The 23144-nt window shown below is 55.7% G+C and carries 19 protein-coding genes, 3 tRNA genes and 3 rRNA genes; 8 read left to right on the forward strand and 17 right to left on the reverse strand.

Translation table 11 applies throughout. The features are described from left to right. Positions 1 to 215: 215 nt before the first annotated feature. The 6 genes from flgE to U6037_RS21610 form a co-directional block, all read right to left on the reverse strand. On the reverse strand, positions 216 to 1562 hold the full coding sequence (gene flgE / locus U6037_RS21585) for a flagellar hook protein FlgE (RefSeq protein ID WP_322844469.1): 1347 nt from the start codon (positions 1560 to 1562) through the stop codon (positions 216 to 218). 30 nt (positions 1563 to 1592) lie between these two features. Beyond that, positions 1593 to 2318 carry a flagellar hook assembly protein FlgD gene (flgD, locus tag U6037_RS21590; RefSeq protein WP_322844470.1) on the reverse strand — a complete coding sequence of 242 codons (726 nt, stop codon included), beginning with the start codon at positions 2316 to 2318 and terminating at the stop codon, positions 1593 to 1595. Between the two features lie 15 nt (positions 2319 to 2333). Further along, positions 2334 to 2777 carry a flagellar basal body rod protein FlgC gene (flgC, locus tag U6037_RS21595; RefSeq protein ID WP_003227217.1) on the reverse strand — a complete coding sequence of 148 codons (444 nt, stop codon included), beginning with the start codon at positions 2775 to 2777 and terminating at the stop codon, positions 2334 to 2336. A 3-nt stretch (positions 2778 to 2780) separates the two neighbouring features. Continuing rightward, positions 2781 to 3188, reverse strand: a complete 408-nt coding sequence (gene flgB / locus U6037_RS21600) for a flagellar basal body rod protein FlgB (RefSeq protein ID WP_007917581.1) — start codon at positions 3186 to 3188, stop codon at positions 2781 to 2783. Between the two features lie 368 nt (positions 3189 to 3556). Beyond that, positions 3557 to 4384: a protein-glutamate O-methyltransferase CheR gene (gene cheR / locus U6037_RS21605; protein ID WP_322844471.1), complete on the reverse strand. Its 828-nt coding sequence runs from the start codon at positions 4382 to 4384 to the stop codon at positions 3557 to 3559. A 46-nt stretch (positions 4385 to 4430) separates the two neighbouring features. Continuing rightward, a complete protein-coding gene (locus tag U6037_RS21610) occupies positions 4431 to 5363 on the reverse strand; it encodes a chemotaxis protein CheV (protein ID WP_322844472.1) in 933 nt (310 codons plus the stop codon). An 82-nt stretch (positions 5364 to 5445) separates the two neighbouring features. Between U6037_RS21610 and flgA the strand changes: the two genes are divergently transcribed. From flgA to U6037_RS21630, 4 genes are all read left to right on the forward strand, one after another. After that, complete coding sequence (gene flgA, locus U6037_RS21615) at positions 5446 to 6207, forward strand: flagellar basal body P-ring formation chaperone FlgA (protein ID WP_322847351.1); 762 nt, start codon at positions 5446 to 5448, stop codon at positions 6205 to 6207. A 148-nt stretch (positions 6208 to 6355) separates the two neighbouring features. Continuing rightward, positions 6356 to 6682 carry a flagellar biosynthesis anti-sigma factor FlgM gene (flgM, locus tag U6037_RS21620; RefSeq protein ID WP_077574151.1) on the forward strand — a complete coding sequence of 109 codons (327 nt, stop codon included), beginning with the start codon at positions 6356 to 6358 and terminating at the stop codon, positions 6680 to 6682. A 48-nt stretch (positions 6683 to 6730) separates the two neighbouring features. Further along, positions 6731 to 7198 carry a flagellar protein FlgN gene (locus U6037_RS21625; RefSeq protein WP_322844473.1) on the forward strand — a complete coding sequence of 156 codons (468 nt, stop codon included), beginning with the start codon at positions 6731 to 6733 and terminating at the stop codon, positions 7196 to 7198. 88 nt (positions 7199 to 7286) lie between these two features. After that, positions 7287 to 8033 (forward strand): flagellar brake protein, encoded by a 747-nt coding sequence (locus U6037_RS21630; RefSeq protein WP_077574153.1) that lies wholly within the window; start codon positions 7287 to 7289, stop codon positions 8031 to 8033. 73 nt (positions 8034 to 8106) lie between these two features. On the opposite strand, the gene U6037_RS21635 is transcribed toward U6037_RS21630, so the two are convergent. From U6037_RS21635 to U6037_RS21650, 4 genes are all read right to left on the reverse strand, one after another. Next, complete coding sequence (locus U6037_RS21635; RefSeq protein ID WP_322844474.1) at positions 8107 to 9495, reverse strand: MFS transporter; 1389 nt, start codon at positions 9493 to 9495, stop codon at positions 8107 to 8109. Between the two features lie 69 nt (positions 9496 to 9564). Further along, entirely contained in the window at positions 9565 to 10803 is a 1239-nt protein-coding gene (locus tag U6037_RS21640; RefSeq protein WP_322847352.1) for a glutamine synthetase family protein, read from the reverse strand. A 200-nt stretch (positions 10804 to 11003) separates the two neighbouring features. Next, positions 11004 to 11696: a HAMP domain-containing sensor histidine kinase gene (locus U6037_RS21645; protein WP_322844475.1), complete on the reverse strand. Its 693-nt coding sequence runs from the start codon at positions 11694 to 11696 to the stop codon at positions 11004 to 11006. Next, positions 11693 to 13297 (reverse strand): response regulator, encoded by a 1605-nt coding sequence (locus U6037_RS21650; RefSeq protein WP_322844476.1) that lies wholly within the window; start codon positions 13295 to 13297, stop codon positions 11693 to 11695. Before U6037_RS21650 ends, U6037_RS21645 begins: the two co-directional genes overlap by 4 nt. A gap of 249 nt (positions 13298 to 13546) precedes the next feature. On the opposite strand from U6037_RS21650, the gene U6037_RS21655 reads away from it, so the two are divergent. After that, positions 13547 to 14857: a lysozyme inhibitor LprI family protein gene (locus tag U6037_RS21655; RefSeq protein WP_322844477.1), complete on the forward strand. Its 1311-nt coding sequence runs from the start codon at positions 13547 to 13549 to the stop codon at positions 14855 to 14857. A gap of 165 nt (positions 14858 to 15022) precedes the next feature. Here U6037_RS21655 and rrf read toward each other — a convergent pair. The 6 genes from rrf to U6037_RS21685 all read right to left on the reverse strand — a co-directional run bounded on the left by rrf (position 15023) and on the right by U6037_RS21685 (position 21040). Beyond that, a 5S ribosomal RNA gene (gene rrf, locus U6037_RS21660) occupies positions 15023 to 15138 on the reverse strand. 184 nt (positions 15139 to 15322) lie between these two features. Next, positions 15323 to 18216, reverse strand: a 23S ribosomal RNA gene (locus tag U6037_RS21665). 247 nt (positions 18217 to 18463) lie between these two features. Then, a tRNA-Ala gene (locus U6037_RS21670) sits at positions 18464 to 18539 on the reverse strand. A 30-nt stretch (positions 18540 to 18569) separates the two neighbouring features. Beyond that, a tRNA-Ile gene (locus tag U6037_RS21675) sits at positions 18570 to 18646 on the reverse strand. 81 nt (positions 18647 to 18727) lie between these two features. Further along, positions 18728 to 20264: ribosomal RNA gene (locus U6037_RS21680) — 16S ribosomal RNA — on the reverse strand. The 16S, 23S and 5S rRNA genes sit together here with 2 tRNA genes alongside, the layout of an rRNA operon. 699 nt (positions 20265 to 20963) lie before the next feature. After that, positions 20964 to 21040, reverse strand: a tRNA-Arg gene (locus U6037_RS21685). A gap of 294 nt (positions 21041 to 21334) precedes the next feature. Between U6037_RS21685 and U6037_RS21690 the strand changes: the two genes are divergently transcribed. Next, positions 21335 to 21571: a hypothetical protein gene (locus U6037_RS21690; RefSeq protein WP_322844478.1), complete on the forward strand. Its 237-nt coding sequence runs from the start codon at positions 21335 to 21337 to the stop codon at positions 21569 to 21571. A gap of 20 nt (positions 21572 to 21591) precedes the next feature. Continuing rightward, positions 21592 to 21771, forward strand: coding sequence for a PA3371 family protein (locus U6037_RS21695; RefSeq protein ID WP_322844479.1), 180 nt, complete (start codon positions 21592 to 21594; stop codon positions 21769 to 21771). Here the strand turns inward: U6037_RS21695 and phnN are convergent. Beyond that, positions 21746 to 22315, reverse strand: a complete 570-nt coding sequence (gene phnN / locus U6037_RS21700; protein WP_322844480.1) for a phosphonate metabolism protein/1,5-bisphosphokinase (PRPP-forming) PhnN — start codon at positions 22313 to 22315, stop codon at positions 21746 to 21748. The two genes, U6037_RS21695 and phnN, sit on opposite strands and share 26 nt — an antisense overlap. Before the next feature lie 390 nt (positions 22316 to 22705). On the opposite strand from phnN, the gene U6037_RS21705 reads away from it, so the two are divergent. Further along, positions 22706 to 23032: an Arc family DNA-binding protein gene (locus tag U6037_RS21705; protein ID WP_003178899.1), complete on the forward strand. Its 327-nt coding sequence runs from the start codon at positions 22706 to 22708 to the stop codon at positions 23030 to 23032. Positions 23033 to 23144: the final 112 nt, after the last annotated feature.

The following is a 23144-nucleotide window of genomic DNA, read 5'->3' on the forward strand; positions in this document are numbered from 1 at the left end:
TTGAGCGTGGTCATTGATGAGACGTTTAACCGCCTTGCAACCAGAGGTCTCCATGACCTGCGGAAGTTTGACGCACCCCCTCCTCTGCTCGGGGCATCTGCAATTACTGCACCACAGCTGTCGACGAACGGTAGGTATCTGAGAAAAGCCTGACAGCGGGCAAAAAAAAACCGACGCCCTCGGGCGTCGGTTTTCAGTGCAGCTATCAGATCACATCAAGTCATCTGAATGATGGTCTGCATGATGGTGCTCTGAGTGGAGATGGTCTTGGCGTTCGCCTGATAGTTGCTCTGGCCCTTGATCAGGTCTACCAGTTCGTTGGTCAGGTTAACGTTGGACTCTTCCAGCGAGTTGGAAGCGATCGAACCCAAGGTACCGGTTTCGGGTGCATCGTAGCCCGGGATACCCGAAGCAAACGTCTCTTTCCAACTGGTGCCACCGATAGCCTGCAGGCCTTGTTCGTTGGTGAAGCTGGCCAGCGCAACCTGGCCGATGGCCTTGCTCTGGTTGTTGCTGAAGTTGGCGAACAGCGTACCGGTGCCGTCGATGGTCAGGTTGGTGATCTGGCCAGTGGCGTAACCGTCCTGAGTCGGAATCGAACGCGCGGTGTCAGCGTTGTACTGAGTGGTCTTGGCCATCGAAATGGTAATACCGGCCGGGTTGGCAGCCGCACCGTTAGGCGTAAAGTTACCGTTGGTCACAGTGCCCGGCTTCCAGGTCGTCAGCTTCAAGTCGCTGCTGATGATCGGGTTCGGCGCCGGAGCTGGTAATGTGCTAGGCGTGCTGACCTGCAACAGATTGCCAGAACTGTCGAAGGTGAGTGTCGAAGCAACCGGAGGCGTAAGCGGATCGTTTGGGTTGCTACCGGTCGCATCCGGGTTACGGCCATCAACCAGGGTGTAGACCTTCCAGGTGTTTTCGCCGGTCTTCACCATATACTGATCCATGACGTGAGAGTTGCCCTGCGTGTCATAGATCGGCGTGCTGAACGACTTGGTGTAAGTCTCAAGTTTGGTCGGATCAAACTTGACAGCGTTGGTACCCGTATCAACGATCACCGGCGCAGTCGAGTTCAAGTTGATGCTCGAAGTCACCAGGGAACTCGATTTCGGCGCCAGGTTCGAGGTATCGATCTTCAGGTCGGTCAATACACCGTTGATGATCTTGCCATTGGCGTCCACACCGTAACCCTGCAGGCGCGAGGTGTAGTCGGTGTTGGTGATGTAACCGGCGTTGTCGACCTTGAACGTACCGGCACGGGTGTAGGACACCGAGCCGTTGTTGCTCATGGTGAAGAAGCCCGAACCGTTGATGCCCATGTCCAGCACGTTACCGGTGTTGTTGATGTCACCCTGGGTGAACTGCTGGGAAACATTGGCCAGGCGCACGCCGTTGCCGATCACTTTGCTGCCGCTACCCAGGCGAGTGGCCGAGTAGACGTCTTCGAATTCTGCACGGGACGATTTGAAACCGGCGGTCGCGACGTTGGCGATGTTGTTGCCGGTCACGTCCAGTTGCTTGTTGGCTGCATAGAGACCGCTAAGGCCGATATTGAAAGACATATTCCACTCCTTTGTGCCGGTTAGTCGGCTCTATATACCAATGGTTTGTACTTTGGACAGGGCAACAGTGCCCTTGCCGGACAGGTTGAGCATCAGCTCGCCGCCGGTCTGGCTGATCGTCACGCTGGTGACGGTGGCCGGCAGGTAGGTCGCCATATCGGTCGATGTGCCATTGATCGATGCGTTGGCCTTGACGGTATAGGTACCGGTCTTGACCACATTGCCGTCCTTGTCCTTGCCGTCCCAGGTGAAGCTCGCGGCGCCTGCGGCGCGACTGCCCAGATCGATGGTGCGAACGACCGTGCCGCTGCTGTCGGTGATGCTGACGGTGCCGCCGGCAATCGACGACGGAACGGTGACCGAACCGGTCATGCCTTTGCTCGGATCGTCGAGCTGAACCGAGTTGGTCTGTACGATGACGTTGCGGCCCACCAGCGACGAGGCCTGCAAGGCTTGCGACGAGTTGTAGTTGCCAGCAAGGCCACTCACGGTGGAGTTCAGCGTAGTGATGCCTTCCAGGCTACTGAACTGCGCCAACTGCGCAACGAATGCGCTGTTGTCCTGCGGATCGAGCGGGTTCTGGTTTTTCAGCTGGGTGACCAGCAATTGCAGGAACGCGTCCTTGCCCAGGGCCTGGCCGCCGGTGGCGCTGTTCGTGGCCGAAGCAATGCCACCAGTGGTCGAACTGGTCTTTTTCGACGAGTTCGCCAGGATGTCATTCATGCTCAAGCTGCTGGTGGTATCGGAAACACTCATGGCAGTCGCCCCTTATTACTGACCGAGGGTCAGTACCTTCTGCATCATGGTTTTGGCGGTGTTCATCATTTCGGCGTTGGTCTGGAAGGACCGGCTCGCGGAAATCATGTCAGCCATTTCTTCCACCACGTTGACGTTCGGGTAGTAGACGTAGCCCTTGGCGTCGGCCGCCGGATGGTTCGGCTCGTAGCGCGCTTCGAGGTTGCTCTGGTCTTCGACCACACCGAGCACCTGTACGCCCTGACCGGCCGCGTCCTGGCTCTGGAACAGCGAGTTGCTGCCGCTGTTCTGGCCGCCCTGGAACATGGTGGCGAATACCGGGTGACGGGCGCGATAAGTCTGGTCGATGCTCGACGAGACGGTCTCGGCGTTGGCGATGTTCGACGCCACGGTGTTCAGACGTGTGGTCTGTGCGCTCATGCCGCTGCCGGCAATGTTGAAAACGCTGGACAGGGACATGGATTACTCTCCGCGCAGGGCTGACACCAGCCCTTTGAATTTGCTGTTGAGCAGGGTGAAGCTGGCCTGGAAGCCGACGGCGTTTTCCGCGTAGTTCGACTGTTCCAGTTGGGCGTCCACGGTGTTCTGGTCGATCGAAGGTTGCATCGGCGTGCGATACATCAGCGATTCGTCGCCGTTGCCCAGGCCTTCAGCTTCAATGTGACGGCTGTTGGTCATGTTCAGGGCGATGGTGCCGTTCGCATTTTTCTGGGTCTGTGCTTCAAGCACTTTGGAGAAATCCAGATCCCGCGCCTTGTAGTTCGGGGTATCGGCGTTGGCGATGTTGTTGGCCAGCACTTCGGCACGCTGGGCGCGGAAGCCCAGTGCCTTTTCGTGAATGCCGAGCGCTTTATCGAAGCTGATGCTCATGTCGGGAACCTTCAGGTGACCGGTTTTTCGTAACTGAGCTTTAGCAAGCGCCGTGCCAAACCAAAAAACGCCCGTAAACCGGGGCTTTGCCGGGCGTCGGCAAAGCGGCAATGCCAGAAAAGCGGCAACCGGTTTCCGCCGGATGCCGCTTTTCTGCCGCTTGCCGTCCTTGCCAGGTCAACGCAGATCCCCTGTGGGAGCGAGCCTGCTCGCGAAGGCGGCGTGTCAGTCGCCAACTGTTTTACTGACAGACCGCTTTCGCGAGCAGGCTCGCTCCCACAGGGGTGTGGTGTCCGTAGAAAATAATTCGGGCACAAAAAAACGGGAGGCCTTTGGGGGCTCCCGTTATTTTCGTGTTGCAGATGCGGTCATTTCGCCTGGTAAATGATCCCCGGGCTGCACTGCACCATCTGGTAATGGTCCGGCAAACCGTTCAGCGCCTCGGAAGCGCCAAGGAACAGATAACCGCCCGGCTTCAACGTGCTGTGAATGCGCAACAGGATGTCTTTCTTCACTTCAGCAGAGAAGTAGATCAACACGTTGCGGCAGAACACGATGTCGAACTTGCCCAGCGCAGCATAGCTGTCGAGCAGGTTGAACGAGCGGAACTCCACGCGGCTCTTGATCGGCGCCTTGATCACCCAGCGGCCCGGCCCTTTCGGGTCGAAGTAACGCTGCAGACGTTCCGGCGACAAACCGCGACCGATTGCCAGACTGTCGTACTCGCCGGTCTTGCAGTTGGTCAGCATAAGACCGGACAGGTCGGTGGCGACAATCTGCACGCCCATCTTCAACTGGCCAAGGTTCGTGCGCTCGAATTCGTCGATCGACATCGACAGCGAGTACGGTTCCTGGCCCGACGAGCAGGCGGCCGACCAGATCCGCAGACGCTGGTTGGGGCTGGCCTTGATCGCTTCAGGCAGCACCTTGTTCTTCAAGACTTCAAACGGATAGGTGTCACGAAACCACAGGGTTTCGTTGGTCGTCATGGCATCGACCACCTGCTCGCGCAAACCGCTGCGCGGCTGGGTCTGGATGCGCTGAACCAGCTCACCCAGGGATTTGATGCCTTGCTGCTCCATCAGTTTGTTGAGACGGCTCGAGACCAGGTACTGCTTGTTTTCACCGAGCAAAATGCCACAGGCTTTTTCCAGGAAGACCCGGAACTGTTCGAAATCCAAATTACCCGTAGACAATGATGCCGCCTCTTAAATCGTGTTGACCGCCAGGAGCAAAGCGCTCCTAGCTGATATCTGCTGCTTTGATCCGGTCGACTACCCGGGATGCCAGGTCATCAGGACGGAACTTGGCCAAAAAGTCATCGGCACCGACTTTCTTGACCATCGCCTGATTGAATACCCCGGACAACGAAGTATGCAGGATGATATGAAGCTTTTGCATGCGCGGGTCAGCGCGAATCTCGGCCGTCAAAGTGTATCCGTCCATCTCCGGCATCTCGATGTCGGAGATCATCATCAGAAACTCTTCTTCCGGCCTCTTGCCCTCGTCGACCAGCTTGCGCAGGTAATCCAGCGCTTGCTTGCCGTCGTTCAGCGCGATCACTTCGACGCCAATCGTCTGCAGGCAACGCGTGACCTGCTTGCGCGCCACCGATGAGTCATCGACCGTCAAGACACGCAACGACAGTGCCTTGGTCTGGGTCTCGACATCGACCACGCCCACCGAAATCGCTTCCGGCGTCGGCGCAACTTCCGCCAGCACTTTCTCGACGTCGATGATTTCGACTAACTGATTGTCCACCCGAGTCACAGCGGTCAGGTAATGATCGCGACCCGTGCCCTTGGGCGGCGGATGAATCTCTTCCCAGTTCATGTTGACGATGCGCTCCACCGAGCGGACCAGGAAACCCTGGGTCTTGGTGTTGTACTCCGTGATGATCACGAACGGGTTGTTCTTGTCCTTCAACGCACCCGAGCCGGTGGCCATTGCCAGATCAAGGATCGGAATGGTCGCCCCCCGGATATTTGCCACCCCGCACACGACAGGACTGGACTTGGGCATCAACGTCAGCGACGGGCACTGCAACACTTCCCGTACCTTGAACACGTTGATTCCGTAGAGCTGCTGACCGTCAAGACGGAACAACAACAGCTCCAGGCGATTCTGCCCCACCAGTTGCGTGCGCTGGTTCACCGAATCCATTACACCAGCCATGCCCAGACTCCTACACCAACGCCAAGTGTTGTTGCGACGCACATTCATTGCTAAACGGCACGGCGCTTGCTTTTTAACTCGTATGAACGCTCAAACGACATTTTTCCGACACCTGACCGCCTCTCTTCGCCGAGGGCTTTGCGCGGTGTCCGCCATTTGCTGCTTTTTCGCTGGCAGCCCTGCCATTGCTGATGCGGTTACCTTGCCTGACATGCTTATCGGCGTCACTCAGGGCTTTCTTGAGTTCACCGTAGAAGACTATCTGGCTACCAGTCAAACGGTAGGCCGCTACGAAATCGAAGTAAACCAGCTCGATCCCCGTATGCGCATGCCTATGTGCGACAAGGAATTGACAGCGACTTTGGAGAGCCCGGCACGTCCATTGGGCCGGGTTACCGTGAAGGTCCGCTGCGAGGGCGCCTCGCCCTGGACGGTGTTCGTGCCCGCTCAAGTCCGCCTGTTTCGCGAGATTGTCACGACCACCCGACCGCTGAAACGCGCAGGGATTATCGAGCCGCAGGACGTGACCTTGCGAGAGCGCGACGTGAGTACGATCAATCAAGGCTTTCTGACGTCGGTAGACGAAGCGATCGGGCAGAAATTGACCCGACCAACGGTAGCCGATCAGGTCATTACCCTGGTTCACCTGGAACAGGCCGAAGTCATTCGCAAGGGTGATCAAGTGGTGATTACCGCACGCAGCGGCACGCTTGCCGTGCGCATGCCCGGTGAAGCCTTGGCCAATGGCGGTTTGAAAGAACAGATCCGCGTGAAAAACCTCAACTCGCAACGGGTCATCAAGGCGCAAGTTACCGCGCCCGGCCAAGTAGAAGTCGCGATGTAGAAAACTGGCGCTGACCCCGGCTGTTCCCTAAACTGTGCCGCAGCAGGACACGCGCCGGCGCATGCAAGGCTCATTGTAAATGTGCCTAAAGTTTTCCAGGGGATGGCCGAAAACATGGCAAGCGTCCAAATTCCCAGAGGTTTTTATCATGGTCATCGATTTCAGCCGTTTGAACAGCTCCTCGTCACTTACGGGCAGTACACGTACCAGCAACGCCAAGGAAACCGCCGAAACCGGCACCTCCGCGCCGCTGAATACCCAGGCCGAACCGGCCAGTACCGCAAAAAGCGGGGAATCGGTACACCTCAGCAATGAGGCTCAACAGTTGCAGAAGGTCACTGACAAGCTGCGCGATCAGCCTGCTGTCGACAAAGCCCGTGTGGCCGAGTTGAAAGCCGCGATTGCCGATGGCAGCTATAAAGTCGACAGCAACCGTGTAGCCAGCAAACTGCTCAACTTCGAAGCCCAGCGCTAGGCCTTTGCCGGCGCGAGGCTTTTGGACGCTTAACACCCAAGGCCAGCCATGCACGACACTAATTTATTGCAACTGATCAACGACGACTTTGCTCCAGCTCAACAATTGCTGGAGTTGCTGCAAACCGAATCCCTCGCGTTGCACGGTCGCGACATGCCCCTGCTGGAAGAAATTCTGGCGCACAAACAGGCATTGATCATTCTGCTTGAACAGCATGGCCGCAAGCGCAGTGAAATCCTCGCCAGCCTCAACCTGCCGACTGATCGTGCAGGTCTTGAGCAACTGGCTGGCCAGTCGAGCATTGGCGATCAACTGCTCAGCCAGGGCGATGCCCTGACCGATCTGATCGCTCAATGTCAGGCTGCCAACGTCAAAAATGGTCAGTCGATTCAGATCCAGCAGGCCGCCACGGCCAATCAGCTGAAGATCCTCACGGGTGGCGAAGCGCCGGCGCTGTATAACGCCAGTGGTACTTTTGCCAAACCCGCCGTACCGCGTCCGCTCAGCCAGGCATGAGCCGTTGATGCGCCAGCTCTATCAACCCGCGAAACATGCTGGCAAAATGCTGGCTAGTCGTCATATTTTGTCTGGAGATTGATAAACCGTGTCCAACGCCCTCAGCGCGGATGATGCTCCGCAGCCCCCTAAGGTGCTTACCACGCCACTGGAAATCTCCAGCAACCTGCGCCAGCTGCAAGAAAGCCACGATCCGCTGATCATCACCTTCCACGAGCGCAGCCAGCGCTTCCAGAGCTACCTGATCAAGGTCGACCGCGACAGCGCTTCGATCGCGCTGGACGAGATGATCCCGCGTGATGGCGAACGCTTCCTGCTGGCCGGTGAGCCGTTCAAGGTTGAAGGTTTTCATGAAGGCGTGCGCATTGCCTGGGAATGCACCGGCACGCTGAATATCGAAGAGTCCGAAGGTGATCGTTTCTACACCGGCGAGCTGCCGACCGAAGTGGTCTACCACCAGCGCCGCAATGCTTTTCGCGCCGCGCTGAAACTGACTGATCTGGTCAGCGTTGAACTGGGCGGCGAAAAGCTCAAGGCGCCAATCAACGGCAAACTGCTGGATATCTCCGCGACCGGCTGCAAGCTGCGTTTCGAAGGCGACATCACCGATCGCCTGCAATTGGGCCAGGTCTATGACCGTCTGATCGCCCCGCCGCTGTTCGGCAACCAGCCTACCTCTGTCGAACTGCGCTACCTGCACTTCGAAGAAAAACTCAACATCACCTTTGCCGGCCTGCGTTTTCACAACATCAGTGGTCAGGCGGCGCGCAACGTTGAGCGTTTCGTTTATCAGCTGCAACGTGAAGCACGCCGTTTCGATAAAGACGATATGTGATTCGCAGCGACCAATAAAAAGGGCAGCCCCTGGTGGGACTGCCCTTTTTTATGCGCGGTGTTTTTTGTTCAGTTCAAGGTCTGCCGCCGCTGAGATCCGGAGCAGGCTTGTCGCTACTGCTATCCGATTCCGCTTCTGCTGCAGGCTCTGGCTGCGCATCGGGCTCTGTCTCCGGCTCGGGAGTCGGCGCTTGCACCGGGTCCTGCACCATCTGCTCCTGCACCACCTGCTCGTCTACTCGAGGATCAAGCGCTGCCACCAGCGGCGAACTGGACATGCTGTCGGGCATGGCTACGTGATGCAGCGGTGCGTCGTCGACCTGATGCAGATTGGTCACGGCTTTCGGCCGGATCCGCCACACCAGCACCAGCGCGAAGAAGCTGAAGAACGCGTACAGGCTCTGACTGCCGAACAGCTTCATCAGCACACCCGCGAGCAACGGCCCGATGCTCGCGCCGACCCCGTAGGTCACCAACAACATCGCCGTCAGCGACACCCGACGATCACCTTCCACATGGTCATTGGAGAACGCCACCGCCAGCGGATATAGACAGAACTGCACCAGCGAACAGAGGAAACCAACCCCGAACAACACCTCCAGCGGGACCTGTGGCAGCACCGCCAACGGCAATGCCGCCACCGCCAGGAAACCGGCAAAGCAGCGTATCAGCAGCGCCCGATCGTAACGATCGGACAACCAGCCCAACGGCCACTGCACCAGCAAACCGGCAAAGATGCAGCTACCCATGAACAGACCGACCTGCTCGGTCGTCAGCCCTTGTTGCGAGGCATACAACGGCGCCAGGCCGTAGAACGAACCGATGATCAAACCGGCACCGAGCACCGTACTCAGCGACTGCGGCACGCGCTTGATAAAGAAGCGCGGTTCCATCGGCGCCGGGTGCAGGGGCGCAGGGTGAATCCGTCGGGTCAACGTCACGGGCACCAGACACAGCGCGAAGCACAGCGCGACCAGCATCAGCAGTTCCAGGCCCAAGCCCGGATGCATGACCAGAATCAGTTGGCCGAGCACCAGACCAAGGTACGAGGCAATCATGTAACCGCTGAACACCAGGCCACGCTGATTGGCATCCGCCTGCTCGTTGAGCCAGCTCTCGATCACCATGTATTGGCACATCATGCCCAGACCGACGATGGTCCGCAGCACCAGCCACGCCGGCAACCAATCGACCAGACCATGGCCTAGCACCGCCGCGCCGACAATCCCGGCACACGCCGAATAGGCACGGATATGCCCGACCCGCGCGATCAGGCGGTGGCCGATCTTGCCGCCCAACACCAGACCGAAATAATTGCACGCCATCAGCGCACCGACCCAGAGGCCGTCGACGTTGTCAGCAGCCAGACGCAATGCCAGATAAGTGGATAGAAGGCCCGAGCCGATCAACATCATCAGCGAGGCGAAATACAGCGCTCGAAAGGATTTCCAGATTTGGCGCATCGGCGTTCCGAGCGGCTCCTTGCAGTAAAGACCGGGCTATCAAAACGATAGCCCGGTGGCGACAGTTCGTCAGGCCTGGGCTGCTAGAACACGCCGTTCCCAGGGAGTGATTTCATCAAAGAAGCTGGTCAACTCCATGGTCTTCGAAGCGATGTAGCCTTCGATGAACTCCTGTCCGAACAGTTCCCTGGCCAATTGACTACGTTTCAGACGCTCGAGGGCGGCGTGCAAAGTACATGGCAACGAAAGATTGTCCGGCACCTCGAACTCGCCCTGAATGGCTTCGCTCGGTTCCAGTTCATGCTCGATGCCATGCAAACCGGCGGCCAGACTCGCGGCGATCGCCAGATACGGATTGGCATCGGCGCCCGGCAAACGGTTTTCGACCCGCCGCGCGACCGGCGAACTGGCCGGAATGCGCAGCCCGGCCGCGCGGTTGTCGTGGGACCAGCACGCGTTATTCGGTGATGCGTACGGATGGCACAGACGCTGATAGGAGTTCACATTGGGTGCAAACAGCGCGGTGAAATCAGCCATGCCTGCCTGCTGACCACCGATGAAGTGGCGGAACATCGCCGTCGGCTCACCCTGCTCGTCACTGAAGACATTCTTGCCGCTGCTGTCGACGATGCTTTGGTGAATGTGCATCGAACTGCCCGGCGTGTGCGCCAGTGGCTTGGCCATGCACACCACGGTCAGGCCATGCTTGAGCGCGACCTCCTTGAGCAGGTGCTTGAACAGGAATGTCTGGTCGGCAAGCAGCAGCGGATCGCCGTGCAGCAGATTGATCTCGAACTGGCTGACGCCCATCTCATGCATGAAGGTATCGCGCGGCAAACCGAGAGCCGCCATGCATTTATAGACTTCGTTGAAGAACGGCCGCAGACCGTTATTGGAGCTGACACTGAACGCCGACTGACCATCCTCGCGGCGCCCGTCGAGGCCGACTGGCGGACGGAACGCTTGGGTCGGATCGGTGTTCGGCGCGAAGACAAAGAATTCCAGTTCGGTCGCCACCACCGGCGTCAAGCCAAGCGCGGCATAACGGGCAATGACCTTCTTGAGCTGGCCACGGGTCGACAGATTGGAGCTTTCGCCGCTCAGTTCATCGGCGTCGCAAATGGCCAGGGCGCGCGGATCGTCGCTCCACTGCAGGCGATGGATCTGGGAGGGCTCGGCAATCAGCGCAAGATCGCCGTCATCGCTGCCATAAAACCGCGCGGCCGGGTAACCGCCCATGATGCATTGCAGCAGCACACCCCGCGCCAACTGCAAACGCCGCCCTTCGAGGAAACCCTCGGCGGTCATCACCTTGCCCCGTGGTACGCCGTTCAAATCCGGCGTGACACATTCAATCTCATCAATGCCCGTCAATCGCTGCGCGAGTGAACGCTGGCCATCGGTTGTCATGACGCAATCCTTGTTATTGTGCGAGCCGCGAACGGCGACCCGTACAAAATAGGCTTCGGCTGTTCGGAATATCAAGCAGCGTCAAACAAAAAGGCGCGTCACGGCAGATAAAGGCTGAACACCCCGCCACCGAGTGGGCCGCCATTGCGGATTTCGGTGCGACCTTCAACACCGTTGCGCTGATGCAGCGCTGCGATGCGATTGGCAAAATACAAACCGAGTCCGGTGCTGCCACTGCTGTGGTTGATGCCTTGCACGTAATCGGCCTGGCGCTCGAGCATCTCGGCCGGGTAACCGTCGCCGTCGTCATTGATGCTCAGCACCAATTGTCCGGCCTCGTCGCTGACAGTAATCAACAGTGACTCGCGGGCATAGCGAATCGCATTGTTGATGCAGTTGCCGAGCACTGAGGCAATCAATTCACGGTCGAAGAAACCCAGCGGACTCAACGGATCAACTTCATACGTGGCGATGATCCCGCGACTGGCAAACACCTCTTGATGCGCCGCCAGTTGCGCCTCGATAAAGTCGTCGAGCTCGTGATAGGCCGGTTGCAGCGGCATCTGGTTGACGCCGAGCTTATACAGCCCGAGCAACTGCACCAGCATGCCGTTGAGGTGGGCGAACTCGAAGTCGATCACGCCCTGCTCCGTGCCTTCGCGCAATTCTTGCGGCAAGCGCGCCAGCCATTGGCTGTGGGCCTGCATCAGCATGGCCAGCGAGTTCTTCATGTCATGGACGGTGGAGGCGATCACCGTAGAAAAATCCAGAGCCTGCTTGTCGTGGTTCATTCGCCAAACGCCTTGCTTTTCAGCTTCTGATAACGCGCAAAACGCGCGTCGGTGTCGGGCATCAGGCCAACCATTTTCAGGCAGGCCCGACATTCTTCCAGCTCCGCCGACGGCGCACTGGTGTCAGTGCCGTGCAGCAGCGACTGGGCCATGTTCAGCGCGATACTGATGTTCTTCGGTTGCATCTTCAGCGCCTTGCGGAATACCTCGCGGGCCTCCACCAGATTGCCGGTCTTGTACACGCGCACGCCCTGACGGTTGAGGTCGGCAGCGGCGTTGCTGGAGCTGAGGATAGTCGGGTCGTCGGTGAGCTTGGCGATGTCTTTCATCACCGCCGGATCATCACCGTAGATCTCCGCACAGCTCTTGAGCATCGAGGTGCCCGCCTCGGCCTGACCGAGCATTTGCAACTGCTTGGCGACGAGCAGCGCGGCTTCCGGGCTCATGAACTGCTCCATGCCGTCGAGACGCATCAGCGCTTGTTCGGTGAGCTTGTCGGCAGTTTCAGCATCGTTGAGCAACAGGCTGGTGGCTTTCATCAGGCGCGCACGAATCTGCAGGCCCGGGTCGGTCGGGTTCTCTTTGGCCACCGCACTGAGCGTGGTGTTGATCTCCAGCCGCGTGCGTGTGTCGAGACCGCGCTCACTGCCCTTGCTGATCAGCGCGTGAGCCAAGCCGAGGTTGCTTTCCGGATCTTTGAAGCGCGACTGTGCACCTTGCGATACCGCTTGGCGATAAGCACGCGAGGCGGTGTCGAAATCTTCGTTGGTCATCGCAAGTTTACCGAGCAAGGCCTGGCGACGTACCGCCAGTGGCGACAGCCGAATGGCCTCTTCCAGCACCTGCTGCGCGCCTTTGGTATCACCCTCGGCAACCAGCACGTCGGCCATACCGTCGTACAACGACGGCATCATCGGAAACACCTTCAGCGCCTTTTCATAGACGCCTTTGGCCTGGGCGACTTGCCCACGCTTGAACAGCAACTTGCCCAGTCCGGCAAACGCCCATGGCAACGGCCGGTCAGCGATGATGCTGTCGTAAAGCCGTTCCAGCGCTTCGTTCTGGTTCATGTCGCGCAACGCATCGGCGCGGTAGCGCAGGCACAGCGGCGAATAGCGGATGTCCTGCTTGCACAGGGCGATGCAGGCATTGAGCACCTCGACCGGTTTGCCACGGTCGAGGGCTTGCAGAATCGGCTTGAGCAACGTCTTGCGCTGCTCCAGACGCTCCAGGCGCTGGGCCAGGCCTGAGCGGTTGAACGGTTTGGTCAGGTACGCATCCGGCTCGTGCTCCAGGGCACTGAGCACCATCGCCTGACTGGTCTCGGCCGTGACCATGACAAACACCGCTTCATGGCTGATGAGCTTTTCCAGCATCAGGTCTTCGAGTACCTGCTGGCCGTTCTTCTTGCCGTCCCCAAGATGGAAATCCTGCAGGATGAAATCGTAAGACTTCTGCGCACACATCTTCAGCGCCTGCTCACCGGTGTCGGCGGTATCGACGTCCTTGACCCCGAGCTCACGCAGCATCGAACGCACGGAACTGCGGAAATCCGAGAAATCATCGACGATCAGAAAACTCTTTTGGTGATACGACAGCATCGAAGATTTCCAGGCAATTGAAGTGAGGGCAATTTCAGGCGCGCAGATGATAGCTGGCGGCCAAATGCTATCAAGCGATTTCGCGCGACGTTTAAGTCACCGAATGGGTTATCGGCCACAAGTGCTGTTCCCTGAAGCCGGCGCTTCAAGATTCCTCGCCCAACGATTACCCTGCACGCCGGTACAACTTCCCACTACAAGGCTTACATCGTGTACATCAAAGGACGCTGCATCACGTCTGTCTGTGCGTTGCTGTTTATTCAGCAAACATTAGCGGCGGGAATGGACTGCACAAAAGCGGCGAATGCCGTCGAAAACACGGTTTGCGCGAACACATCGTTGTATGAGCTGGATGCGCAGATGGGCGCGGTTTATCGGGAGTTATTCAAAGCCTCCGTTCCCGCACAAGCTGAACTCAAGCACACTCAACGGCTGTGGTTGAAAGTACGTAATGAATGCGCCGACGACGTTGCATGCCTTGACCGTAACTACAGCGAGCGTCTGCAATCGTTGCTGGCACAGTGGCAGGCAGCGGTTGCCTATCAGCCGGATGATCTAGATAAACAGGCGCTGGACGATCTGCAAAAGCGGATTCAGGCCGCCAGTAAAGATGATCCCGAATTTGCGCTGGACCGAGCACTCGCCGCGCTCGCCGTCAAAACAGCTGCCGGCGGTTTTGACGGCGATGCCAATGAAGATGACTCTTCGATAACACACTTTCCGACAGCGCAGCCCAAAGACGTTACTGCCAATGAATGGAGAGCGTTGAGCGCTTCGCGGATCACTGACGCTGCCGAGACCGGCCTGACGTCTTACACCTTGCGGGATCTGGATGAAGACGGGCAACGCGATCTGATTGTAAATACTTACGCCGGCGGCACCGGCCTGTTCACTTATGTGGAAACCTGGCGGCGCGACGGCGAACGGTTCGTCAAACGTTCTGTTGAACCCGAAAGTTCGCTGTTCTATACCAACGATCGCGGCGCCAATCAGTCGGTGGACTGGATAAGCCTGCGCGGCAAGACTTACGCGGCTTATCGAAACAGCGAATACGGTGTTGATCGGGTCTACTTGCTCAACCCGCTGAAAATCAACGTCCTGGTGCCTACGGTGACAATCCGTTATCGCTATGAACTCGACGTGCCCGTTCTTCAACACAAAGATGATGGCAACAGCACGTTTGAACTCGAACCCGATCTGCACCGAGCGCTCAATCTGGCAATGGCCAAAGTAAATGAAAGCGCCGCTATCCCATCAAAAGAACCGCTCTGCCCTATTCCGGCTACCGGCGCCGGTGAAAACGATTACTACAGCTTTGGCCCGGCGCATTACAGCATTGAAAAAGTCGCCGACCTGCCGGTCTTCATTGGCAATGATTGTTACATCGGCGCCTTGATCGACTGGTTCGGCAGTTACAGCGAAAAGAATGGTTTGTTCGCGCAACTGGCATTGCGTAAACCGAACAGCGATGACGGCAGCCGTACATACGAAGTCTACGGTCGCCGACACATGACCGAAGTCAGCACTTCAATAGGTAAAGTTGAGCTGAACGAGGGTTAGCCGCGCATCTGCTGACGGTAATGCAAAAAGCCCCGTCGCAATTTCCATTGCGACGGGGCTTTACATTTGTACCTGATTATCTTCACAAACTTTTATCCCGGATAAACTTTCCTGCGGGCAAAACAAAACCCCAACTGCTTTCGCAATTGGGGTTTCGGAATTTAATCTTGACGATGACCTACTCTCACATGGGGAAACCCCACACTACCATCGGCGATGCATCGTTTCACTGCTGAGTTCGGGATGGGATCAGGTGGTTCCAACGCTCTATGGTCGTCAAGAAATTCGGGTACCGAGTCGTGACCTTATGGTCTCGCTTCAGCAAATTGGGTATGTGGTAGTTTTCGGTGTCTTGTGCTGCCTTTTTAGGTGCAGTCGAACTTTCGGTTCGTTTCGTCTTCACACACCGCAATCTGGTGCTCTTTCGCTTTTCAGCTCGAAGCAAGCAAATTGCTTGGGTGTTATATGGTCAAGCCTCACGGGCAATTAGTATTGGTTAGCTCAACGCCTCACAGCGCTTACACACCCAACCTATCAACGTCGTAGTCTTCGACGGCCCTTCAGGGAACTCAAGGTTCCAGTGAGATCTCATCTTGAGGCAAGTTTCCCGCTTAGATGCTTTCAGCGGTTATCTTTCCCGAACATAGCTACCCGGCAATGCCACTGGCGTGACAACCGGAACACCAGAGGTTCGTCCACTCCGGTCCTCTCGTACTAGGAGCAGCCCCTCTCAAATCTCAAACGTCCACGGCAGATAGGGACCGAACTGTCTCACGACGTTCTAAACCCAGCTCGCGTACCACTTTAAATGGCGAACAGCCATACCCTTGGGACCGGCTTCAGCCCCAGGATGTGATGAGCCGACATCGAGGTGCCAAACACCGCCGTCGATATGAACTCTTGGGCGGTATCAGCCTGTTATCCCCGGAGTACCTTTTATCCGTTGAGCGATGGCCCTTCCATACAGAACCACCGGATCACTAAGACCTACTTTCGTACCTGCTCGACGTGTCTGTCTCGCAGTCAAGCGCGCTTTTGCCTTTATACTCTACGACCGATTTCCGACCGGTCTGAGCGCACCTTCGTACTCCTCCGTTACTCTTTAGGAGGAGACCGCCCCAGTCAAACTACCCACCATACACTGTCCTCGATCCGGATAACGGACCTGAGTTAGAACCTCAAAGTTGCCAGGGTGGTATTTCAAGGATGGCTCCACGCGAACTGGCGTCCACGCTTCAAAGCCTCCCACCTATCCTACACAAGCAAATTCAAAGTCCAGTGCAAAGCTATAGTAAAGGTTCACGGGGTCTTTCCGTCTAGCCGCGGATACACTGCATCTTCACAGCGATTTCAATTTCACTGAGTCTCGGGTGGAGACAGCGCCGCCATCGTTACGCCATTCGTGCAGGTCGGAACTTACCCGACAAGGAATTTCGCTACCTTAGGACCGTTATAGTTACGGCCGCCGTTTACCGGGGCTTCGATCAAGAGCTTCGCGTTAGCTAACCCCATCAATTAACCTTCCGGCACCGGGCAGGCGTCACACCCTATACGTCCACTTTCGTGTTTGCAGAGTGCTGTGTTTTTAATAAACAGTCGCAGCGGCCTGGTATCTTCGACCGGCATGAGCTTACGGAGCAAGTCCTTCACCCTCACCGGCGCACCTTCTCCCGAAGTTACGGTGCCATTTTGCCTAGTTCCTTCACCCGAGTTCTCTCAAGCGCCTTGGTATTCTCTACCCAACCACCTGTGTCGGTTTGGGGTACGGTTCCTGGTTACCTGAAGCTTAGAAGCTTTTCTTGGAAGCATGGCATCAACCACTTCGTGTTCTAAAAGAACACTCGTCATCAGCTCTCGGCCTTAGAATCCCGGATTTACCTAAGATTCCAGCCTACCACCTTAAACTTGGACAACCAACGCCAAGCTGGCCTAGCCTTCTCCGTCCCTCCATCGCAATAACCAGAAGTACAGGAATATTAACCTGTTTTCCATCGACTACGCTTTTCAGCCTCGCCTTAGGGACCGACTAACCCTGCGTCGATTAACGTTGCGCAGGAAACCTTGGTCTTTCGGCGTGGGTGTTTTTCACACCCATTGTCGTTACTCATGTCAGCATTCGCACTTCTGATACCTCCAGCAAGCTTCTCAACTCACCTTCACAGGCTTACAGAACGCTCCTCTACCGCATCACCCGAAGGTGATACCCGTAGCTTCGGTGTATGGTTTGAGCCCCGTTACATCTTCCGCGCAGGCCGACTCGACTAGTGAGCTATTACGCTTTCTTTAAAGGGTGGCTGCTTCTAAGCCAACCTCCTAGCTGTCTAAGCCTTCCCACATCGTTTCCCACTTAACCATAACTTTGGGACCTTAGCTGACGGTCTGGGTTGTTTCCCTTTTCACGACGGACGTTAGCACCCGCCGTGTGTCTCCCATGCTCGGCACTTGTAGGTATTCGGAGTTTGCATCGGTTTGGTAAGTCGGGATGACCCCCTAGCCGAAACAGTGCTCTACCCCCTACAGTGATACATGAGGCGCTACCTAAATAGCTTTCGAGGAGAACCAGCTATCTCCGAGCTTGATTAGCCTTTCACTCCGATCCACAGGTCATCCGCTAACTTTTCAACGGTAGTCGGTTCGGTCCTCCAGTTAGTGTTACCCAACCTTCAACCTGCCCATGGATAGATCGCCCGGTTTCGGGTCTATTCCCAGCGACTAGACGCCCTATTAAGACTCGCTTTCGCTACGCCTCCCCTATTCGGTTAAGCTCGCCACTGAAAATAAGTCGCTGACCCATTATACAAAAGGTACGCAGTCACAGAACAAAGTCTGCTCCCACTGCTTGTACGCATACGGTTTCAGGATCTATTTCACTCCCCTCTCCGGGGTTCTTTTCGCCTTTCCCTCACGGTACTAGTTCACTATCGGTCAGTCAGTAGTATTTAGCCTTGGAGGATGGTCCCCCCATATTCAGACAAAGTTTCTCGTGCTCCGTCCTACTCGATTTCATGACTAAGAGATTTTCGCGTACAGGGCTATCACCCACTATGGCCGCACTTTCCAGAGCGTTCCGCTAATCTCAAAGCCACTTAAGGGCTAGTCCCCGTTCGCTCGCCACTACTAAGGGAATCTCGGTTGATTTCTTTTCCTCAGGGTACTTAGATGTTTCAGTTCCCCTGGTTCGCTTCTTGCACCTATGTATTCAGTACAAGATAACCATCTTATGATGGCTGGGTTCCCCCATTCAGACATCTCCGGATCAAAGTCTGTTTGCCGACTCCCCGAAGCTTTTCGCAGGCTACCACGTCTTTCATCGCCTCTGACTGCCAAGGCATCCACCGTATGCGCTTCTTCACTTGACCATATAACCCCAAGCAATCTGGTTATACTGTGAAGACGACATTCGCCGAAAATTCGAATTTCTCAACTAAGAGAACTCACAAATTTTACCTTAGCCTGATCCGTCACCAGTGAAAGTAACGTTCAGTCTATCTTTCTATCACATACCCAAATTTTTAAAGAACGATCTAATCAAAAGACTAGAAATCAACATTCACCATCATAATGATGGAATGCTCATTTCTAAGCTTTATACAAGAGAAGCAGTAGTGGTGGAGCCAAACGGGATCGAACCGTTGACCTCCTGCGTGCAAGGCAGGCGCTCTCCCAGCTGAGCTATGGCCCCGTATTTCTACAGGCGTTTCCCACACAAAATTGGTGGGTCTGGGCAGATTCGAACTGCCGACCTCACCCTTATCAGGGGTGCGCTCTAACCAACTGAGCTACAGACCCAATTTCGGGCTGCTTCTTTCGTCTTCTTCAATGAATCAAGCAATTCGTGTGGGAACTTATGGAGCAGCTGATGTCGTCGATTAAGGAGGTGATCCAGCCGCAGGTTCCCCTACGGCTACCTTGTTACGACTTCACCCCAGTCATGAATCACACCGTGGTAACCGTCCTCCCGAAGGTTAGACTAGCTACTTCTGGTGCAACCCACTCCCATGGTGTGACGGGCGGTGTGTACAAGGCCCGGGAACGTATTCACCGTGACATTCTGATTCACGATTACTAGCGATTCCGACTTCACGCAGTCGAGTTGCAGACTGCGATCCGGACTACGATCGGTTTTATGGGATTAGCTCCACCTCGCGGCTTGGCAACCCTTTGTACCGACCATTGTAGCACGTGTGTAGCCCAGGCCGTAAGGGCCATGATGACTTGACGTCATCCCCACCTTCCTCCGGTTTGTCACCGGCAGTCTCCTTAGAGTGCCCACCATAACGTGCTGGTAACTAAGGACAAGGGTTGCGCTCGTTACGGGACTTAACCCAACATCTCACGACACGAGCTGACGACAGCCATGCAGCACCTGTCTCAATGTTCCCGAAGGCACCAATCCATCTCTGGAAAGTTCATTGGATGTCAAGGCCTGGTAAGGTTCTTCGCGTTGCTTCGAATTAAACCACATGCTCCACCGCTTGTGCGGGCCCCCGTCAATTCATTTGAGTTTTAACCTTGCGGCCGTACTCCCCAGGCGGTCAACTTAATGCGTTAGCTGCGCCACTAAGAGCTCAAGGCTCCCAACGGCTAGTTGACATCGTTTACGGCGTGGACTACCAGGGTATCTAATCCTGTTTGCTCCCCACGCTTTCGCACCTCAGTGTCAGTATCAGTCCAGGTGGTCGCCTTCGCCACTGGTGTTCCTTCCTATATCTACGCATTTCACCGCTACACAGGAAATTCCACCACCCTCTACCATACTCTAGCTCGACAGTTTTGAATGCAGTTCCCAGGTTGAGCCCGGGGATTTCACATCCAACTTAACGAACCACCTACGCGCGCTTTACGCCCAGTAATTCCGATTAACGCTTGCACCCTCTGTATTACCGCGGCTGCTGGCACAGAGTTAGCCGGTGCTTATTCTGTCGGTAACGTCAAAACAGCAACGTATTAAGTTACTGCCCTTCCTCCCAACTTAAAGTGCTTTACAATCCGAAGACCTTCTTCACACACGCGGCATGGCTGGATCAGGCTTTCGCCCATTGTCCAATATTCCCCACTGCTGCCTCCCGTAGGAGTCTGGACCGTGTCTCAGTTCCAGTGTGACTGATCATCCTCTCAGACCAGTTACGGATCGTCGCCTTGGTGAGCCATTACCTCACCAACTAGCTAATCCGACCTAGGCTCATCTGATAGCGCAAGGCCCGAAGGTCCCCTGCTTTCTCCCGTAGGACGTATGCGGTATTAGCGTTCCTTTCGAAACGTTGTCCCCCACTACCAGGCAGATTCCTAGGCATTACTCACCCGTCCGCCGCTGAATCCAGGAGCAAGCTCCTCTCATCCGCTCGACTTGCATGTGTTAGGCCTGCCGCCAGCGTTCAATCTGAGCCATGATCAAACTCTTCAGTTCAAACATCTTTGGGTTTTTAAGAAACCCTAAACTTGGCTCAGCAATCGTTGGTTACAACTTTGATTTCTCGCGGAGTAACTTGTGATGCTGATAATCTTGTTGACTATCAGTCTGACTCCACAAGCACCCACACGAATTGCTTGATTCAGTTGTTAAAGAGCGGTTGGTTAAGATCTTTCGTCTCAACCGAGGCGCGCATTCTACAGCAGCCTCATTTGCTGTCAAGTGATTATTTTCAGAAGTTTTCGAAGAATTCTTCAACAACTTCAACCACTTGCGCTTCAGATCTCTCCGAAGCGGGAGGCGAATTCTACAGCGTTACACGCTGCTGTCAACACCTCTTTTTCAACTTCTTTCTGCGCTTCGATGAACCGAAGCAACCTGCTATCGAAACCTACTTAACTCATTAAATCTCAAGGAGTTTTCCGTTTCGACTGCGCCGGAAGTGGGGCGAATTATAGACATCCTGAATCTGCCGTCAACCGTTAATTTCGCTTTTCTATCAAACATCCGTAAACGCCTTCCTATCTATATAGATGCAGCATCACAGTGAAGAAAGAAGCCTATCAGGTAGCTGACTATCTCCAGACCAGGTCATGCCGCCCACAAAACGGATTTTCAGGCTGCACGAAACGATAGCGTTAGAGAGCAGCTGGAGGCTGACGAGATCGGTAATAGAGAAGAGATCAAACAGTAAGATGGTGTCCCAGGGCAGGTTCGAACTGCCAACCTTCCCCTTAGGAGGGGGATGCTCTATCCAATTGAGCTACTGAGACACAGGATTGTCACGAGCAGACGCTGCGTGACGGACGGCCTGCATGTTAACGGCCAAGTCCTGATTTGTCATGTCATCCGTAGCCATATTAAGTGTAGGCATGCGTACCGCAATGCTGCGGGAAGTTTTACCGTGCATTTTGCACGCCCTTAAAACGCCGCCAATGCAGATTGCAAGCCCGGCATATCGCAAGAACCTCTCAAATCCTTGTTTTTAAAGGACTAAACAGCGGTTAGACTGTTGGCACGACGGCTGCTTCGCCTGTTCCATAAAAGAACAATCGGAGCGCCGACTCATGAATACGACCCTCTTGCTTGCAAACGCCGCTGCATTGGCGATTGTGGCCAGCTTTCACTTCATCCCTGAAAGCACCACGCCGAAATCGGTAGCCCAACGCATGCCGCATTATCTGCAGGTGCAGAGGAAACCCCAATTGGCAGTTCTCAGCGACAAGGACAGCCTTGCCCCAAAGGTTGTGAGCGCGCAAGAGAAAGCCCTGCCATCCCAAATGATCGATCGTCTGATTTTTTGAAATATCTTCAGGAGTACAGCATGTCAAAGTCAGCCGCGGGATTTCTGATTCTTGCCGCTATGAGTGGCGTTATGCATTTTTCGCTGTTCGAGGAAACCGTTGTCACCCTGCCACTGATTGCTTGCGGCGTGTTTTCGGTATTGTTTGTGCTGGCACTGGTCGCCGGTCGCAAAATCAAGTTCGATCCGGTACTGCGTTAAACCGGATCACATCCAGCAACTGACTCACCGCGTCCGCCAGGTCGCCCGAATTGTCGATTAAATGTACTTCCCCATCACTTGATCTTCTGTCCTTGAACAAGGCGTTGCGGCCAAGTCGAGCCTCTATCTGTTCAGGTGTCTCTCGACCCCGCCGAAGAAGGCGCTCTCGCAAAACCTCGTCATTTACCGTCAATAGAACAGGCAGAAGCGTCGGGTATCGCTCAAACGCCTGCCGCAGGTTGGCCCGAGAGCCGTTTACCAACACATGCCGCCCCGCCGCCAAAAAATGGTCCATCTCAATCGGTATTCCATAAGCAAGACCGTTAGCGTGCCAAGCCAGCGAAAATTCGCGAGCGCGCTGACGGTTCTCGAATTCTTCGGGCGTCACCCCCACCGCATCCTCGCCCACCGACTCGGCTGATCGAGTAATAACCCGCCGCATGACTTCGCAGTTCATTCTCTGCAGAGGTTCACGCGCAGCCTCGATCAAACTGTCCTTGCCCGAACCGGACGGCCCCATCAAATAAATAAGCTTGCCATCCATCCTGAAAACGCCCTCCGGCAGGTGTCCGCCACTAGTAAATCGGCAATTTGCCACTATCCTGTACAGGTAAGGAACAAGGATGCAGAACCCGCATAGCATGCACGTTCTGATGCCTTCGGACATCAATTGATGTACAGCAGGAAGCGGCAAAGGATGCGGACAGAGGCGAAGATTTCCAACCAGTCCGCATTTCTGATAATTGGTGCTGGCATTACGCCTTTACCCAGCTCAATATTTGTCACAGAATTGACGCCAATGATCTGGCAATTTTGAGGCATGATGCGGGCCTCTTAACAATTCAGGTTGAACCATTTGGCGCGGATGCTTGTCCTACCACACATCCTGCGGCCAATCCCGAGAACCGCTCCCCTGAACTAACCGGTTAAATATATGCGCCCATTGAAACAGGCAATTTATTCCAGCCGTACGGCTGACAAGTTCGTCGTACGTCTGCCAGACGGAATGCGTGAACGCATTGCCGAGGTGGCTCGCAATCATCATCGCAGCATGAACTCCGAGATCATTGCGCGCCTTGAGCAGAGTCTTATTCAGGAAGGTGCACTGGGCGAAGAGCTGAGCATGCGCCTGGACAGCCCGGAACTGTCGCTGCATGAGCGTGAGCTCTTGCAACGTTTCCGTCAGCTTTCTCACCGTCAGCAGAACGCTCTGGTTTCCTTGATCGCCCATGACGCCGAAATGGCAGCAGACGCGTCCTGAGCCACACCGAACACCTCAAGCCAGCTTAACCGCTGGCTTTTTTTTGCGTGGATTTTGAGTTTTCGCAGACAAGAAAAAGCCCACCATATAGGCGGGCTCTTTCGATGCAGCA

The organism is Pseudomonas sp. B33.4 (assembly GCF_034555375.1).
Lineage (GTDB): Bacteria > Pseudomonadota > Gammaproteobacteria > Pseudomonadales > Pseudomonadaceae > Aquipseudomonas.

Coding starts and splice junctions, on each gene's coding strand:
- U6037_RS21640 (WP_322847352.1), bottom strand. CDS start 10,803: ATGACCGCCGAGGGTTTCCTCGAAGGGCGGCGTTTGCAGTTGGCGCGG.
- phnN (WP_322844480.1), bottom strand. CDS start 22,315: ATGGATGGCAAGCTTATTTATTTGATGGGGCCGTCCGGTTCGGGCAAG.
- flgA (WP_322847351.1), top strand. CDS start 5,446: ATGAACGCTCAAACGACATTTTTCCGACACCTGACCGCCTCTCTTCGC.
- U6037_RS21625 (WP_322844473.1), top strand. CDS start 6,731: ATGCACGACACTAATTTATTGCAACTGATCAACGACGACTTTGCTCCA.
- U6037_RS21650 (WP_322844476.1), bottom strand. CDS start 13,297: ATGCTGTCGTATCACCAAAAGAGTTTTCTGATCGTCGATGATTTCTCG.
- flgC (WP_003227217.1), bottom strand. CDS start 2,777: ATGTCCCTGTCCAGCGTTTTCAACATTGCCGGCAGCGGCATGAGCGCA.
- U6037_RS21610 (WP_322844472.1), bottom strand. CDS start 5,363: ATGGCTGGTGTAATGGATTCGGTGAACCAGCGCACGCAACTGGTGGGG.
- U6037_RS21705 (WP_003178899.1), top strand. CDS start 22,706: ATGCGCCCATTGAAACAGGCAATTTATTCCAGCCGTACGGCTGACAAG.
- flgD (WP_322844470.1), bottom strand. CDS start 2,318: ATGAGTGTTTCCGATACCACCAGCAGCTTGAGCATGAATGACATCCTG.
- U6037_RS21635 (WP_322844474.1), bottom strand. CDS start 9,495: ATGCGCCAAATCTGGAAATCCTTTCGAGCGCTGTATTTCGCCTCGCTG.
- U6037_RS21645 (WP_322844475.1), bottom strand. CDS start 11,696: ATGAACCACGACAAGCAGGCTCTGGATTTTTCTACGGTGATCGCCTCC.
- flgM (WP_077574151.1), top strand. CDS start 6,356: ATGGTCATCGATTTCAGCCGTTTGAACAGCTCCTCGTCACTTACGGGC.
- U6037_RS21695 (WP_322844479.1), top strand. CDS start 21,592: ATGTCAAAGTCAGCCGCGGGATTTCTGATTCTTGCCGCTATGAGTGGC.
- flgE (WP_322844469.1), bottom strand. CDS start 1,562: ATGTCTTTCAATATCGGCCTTAGCGGTCTCTATGCAGCCAACAAGCAA.
- flgB (WP_007917581.1), bottom strand. CDS start 3,188: ATGAGCATCAGCTTCGATAAAGCGCTCGGCATTCACGAAAAGGCACTG.
- U6037_RS21690 (WP_322844478.1), top strand. CDS start 21,335: ATGAATACGACCCTCTTGCTTGCAAACGCCGCTGCATTGGCGATTGTG.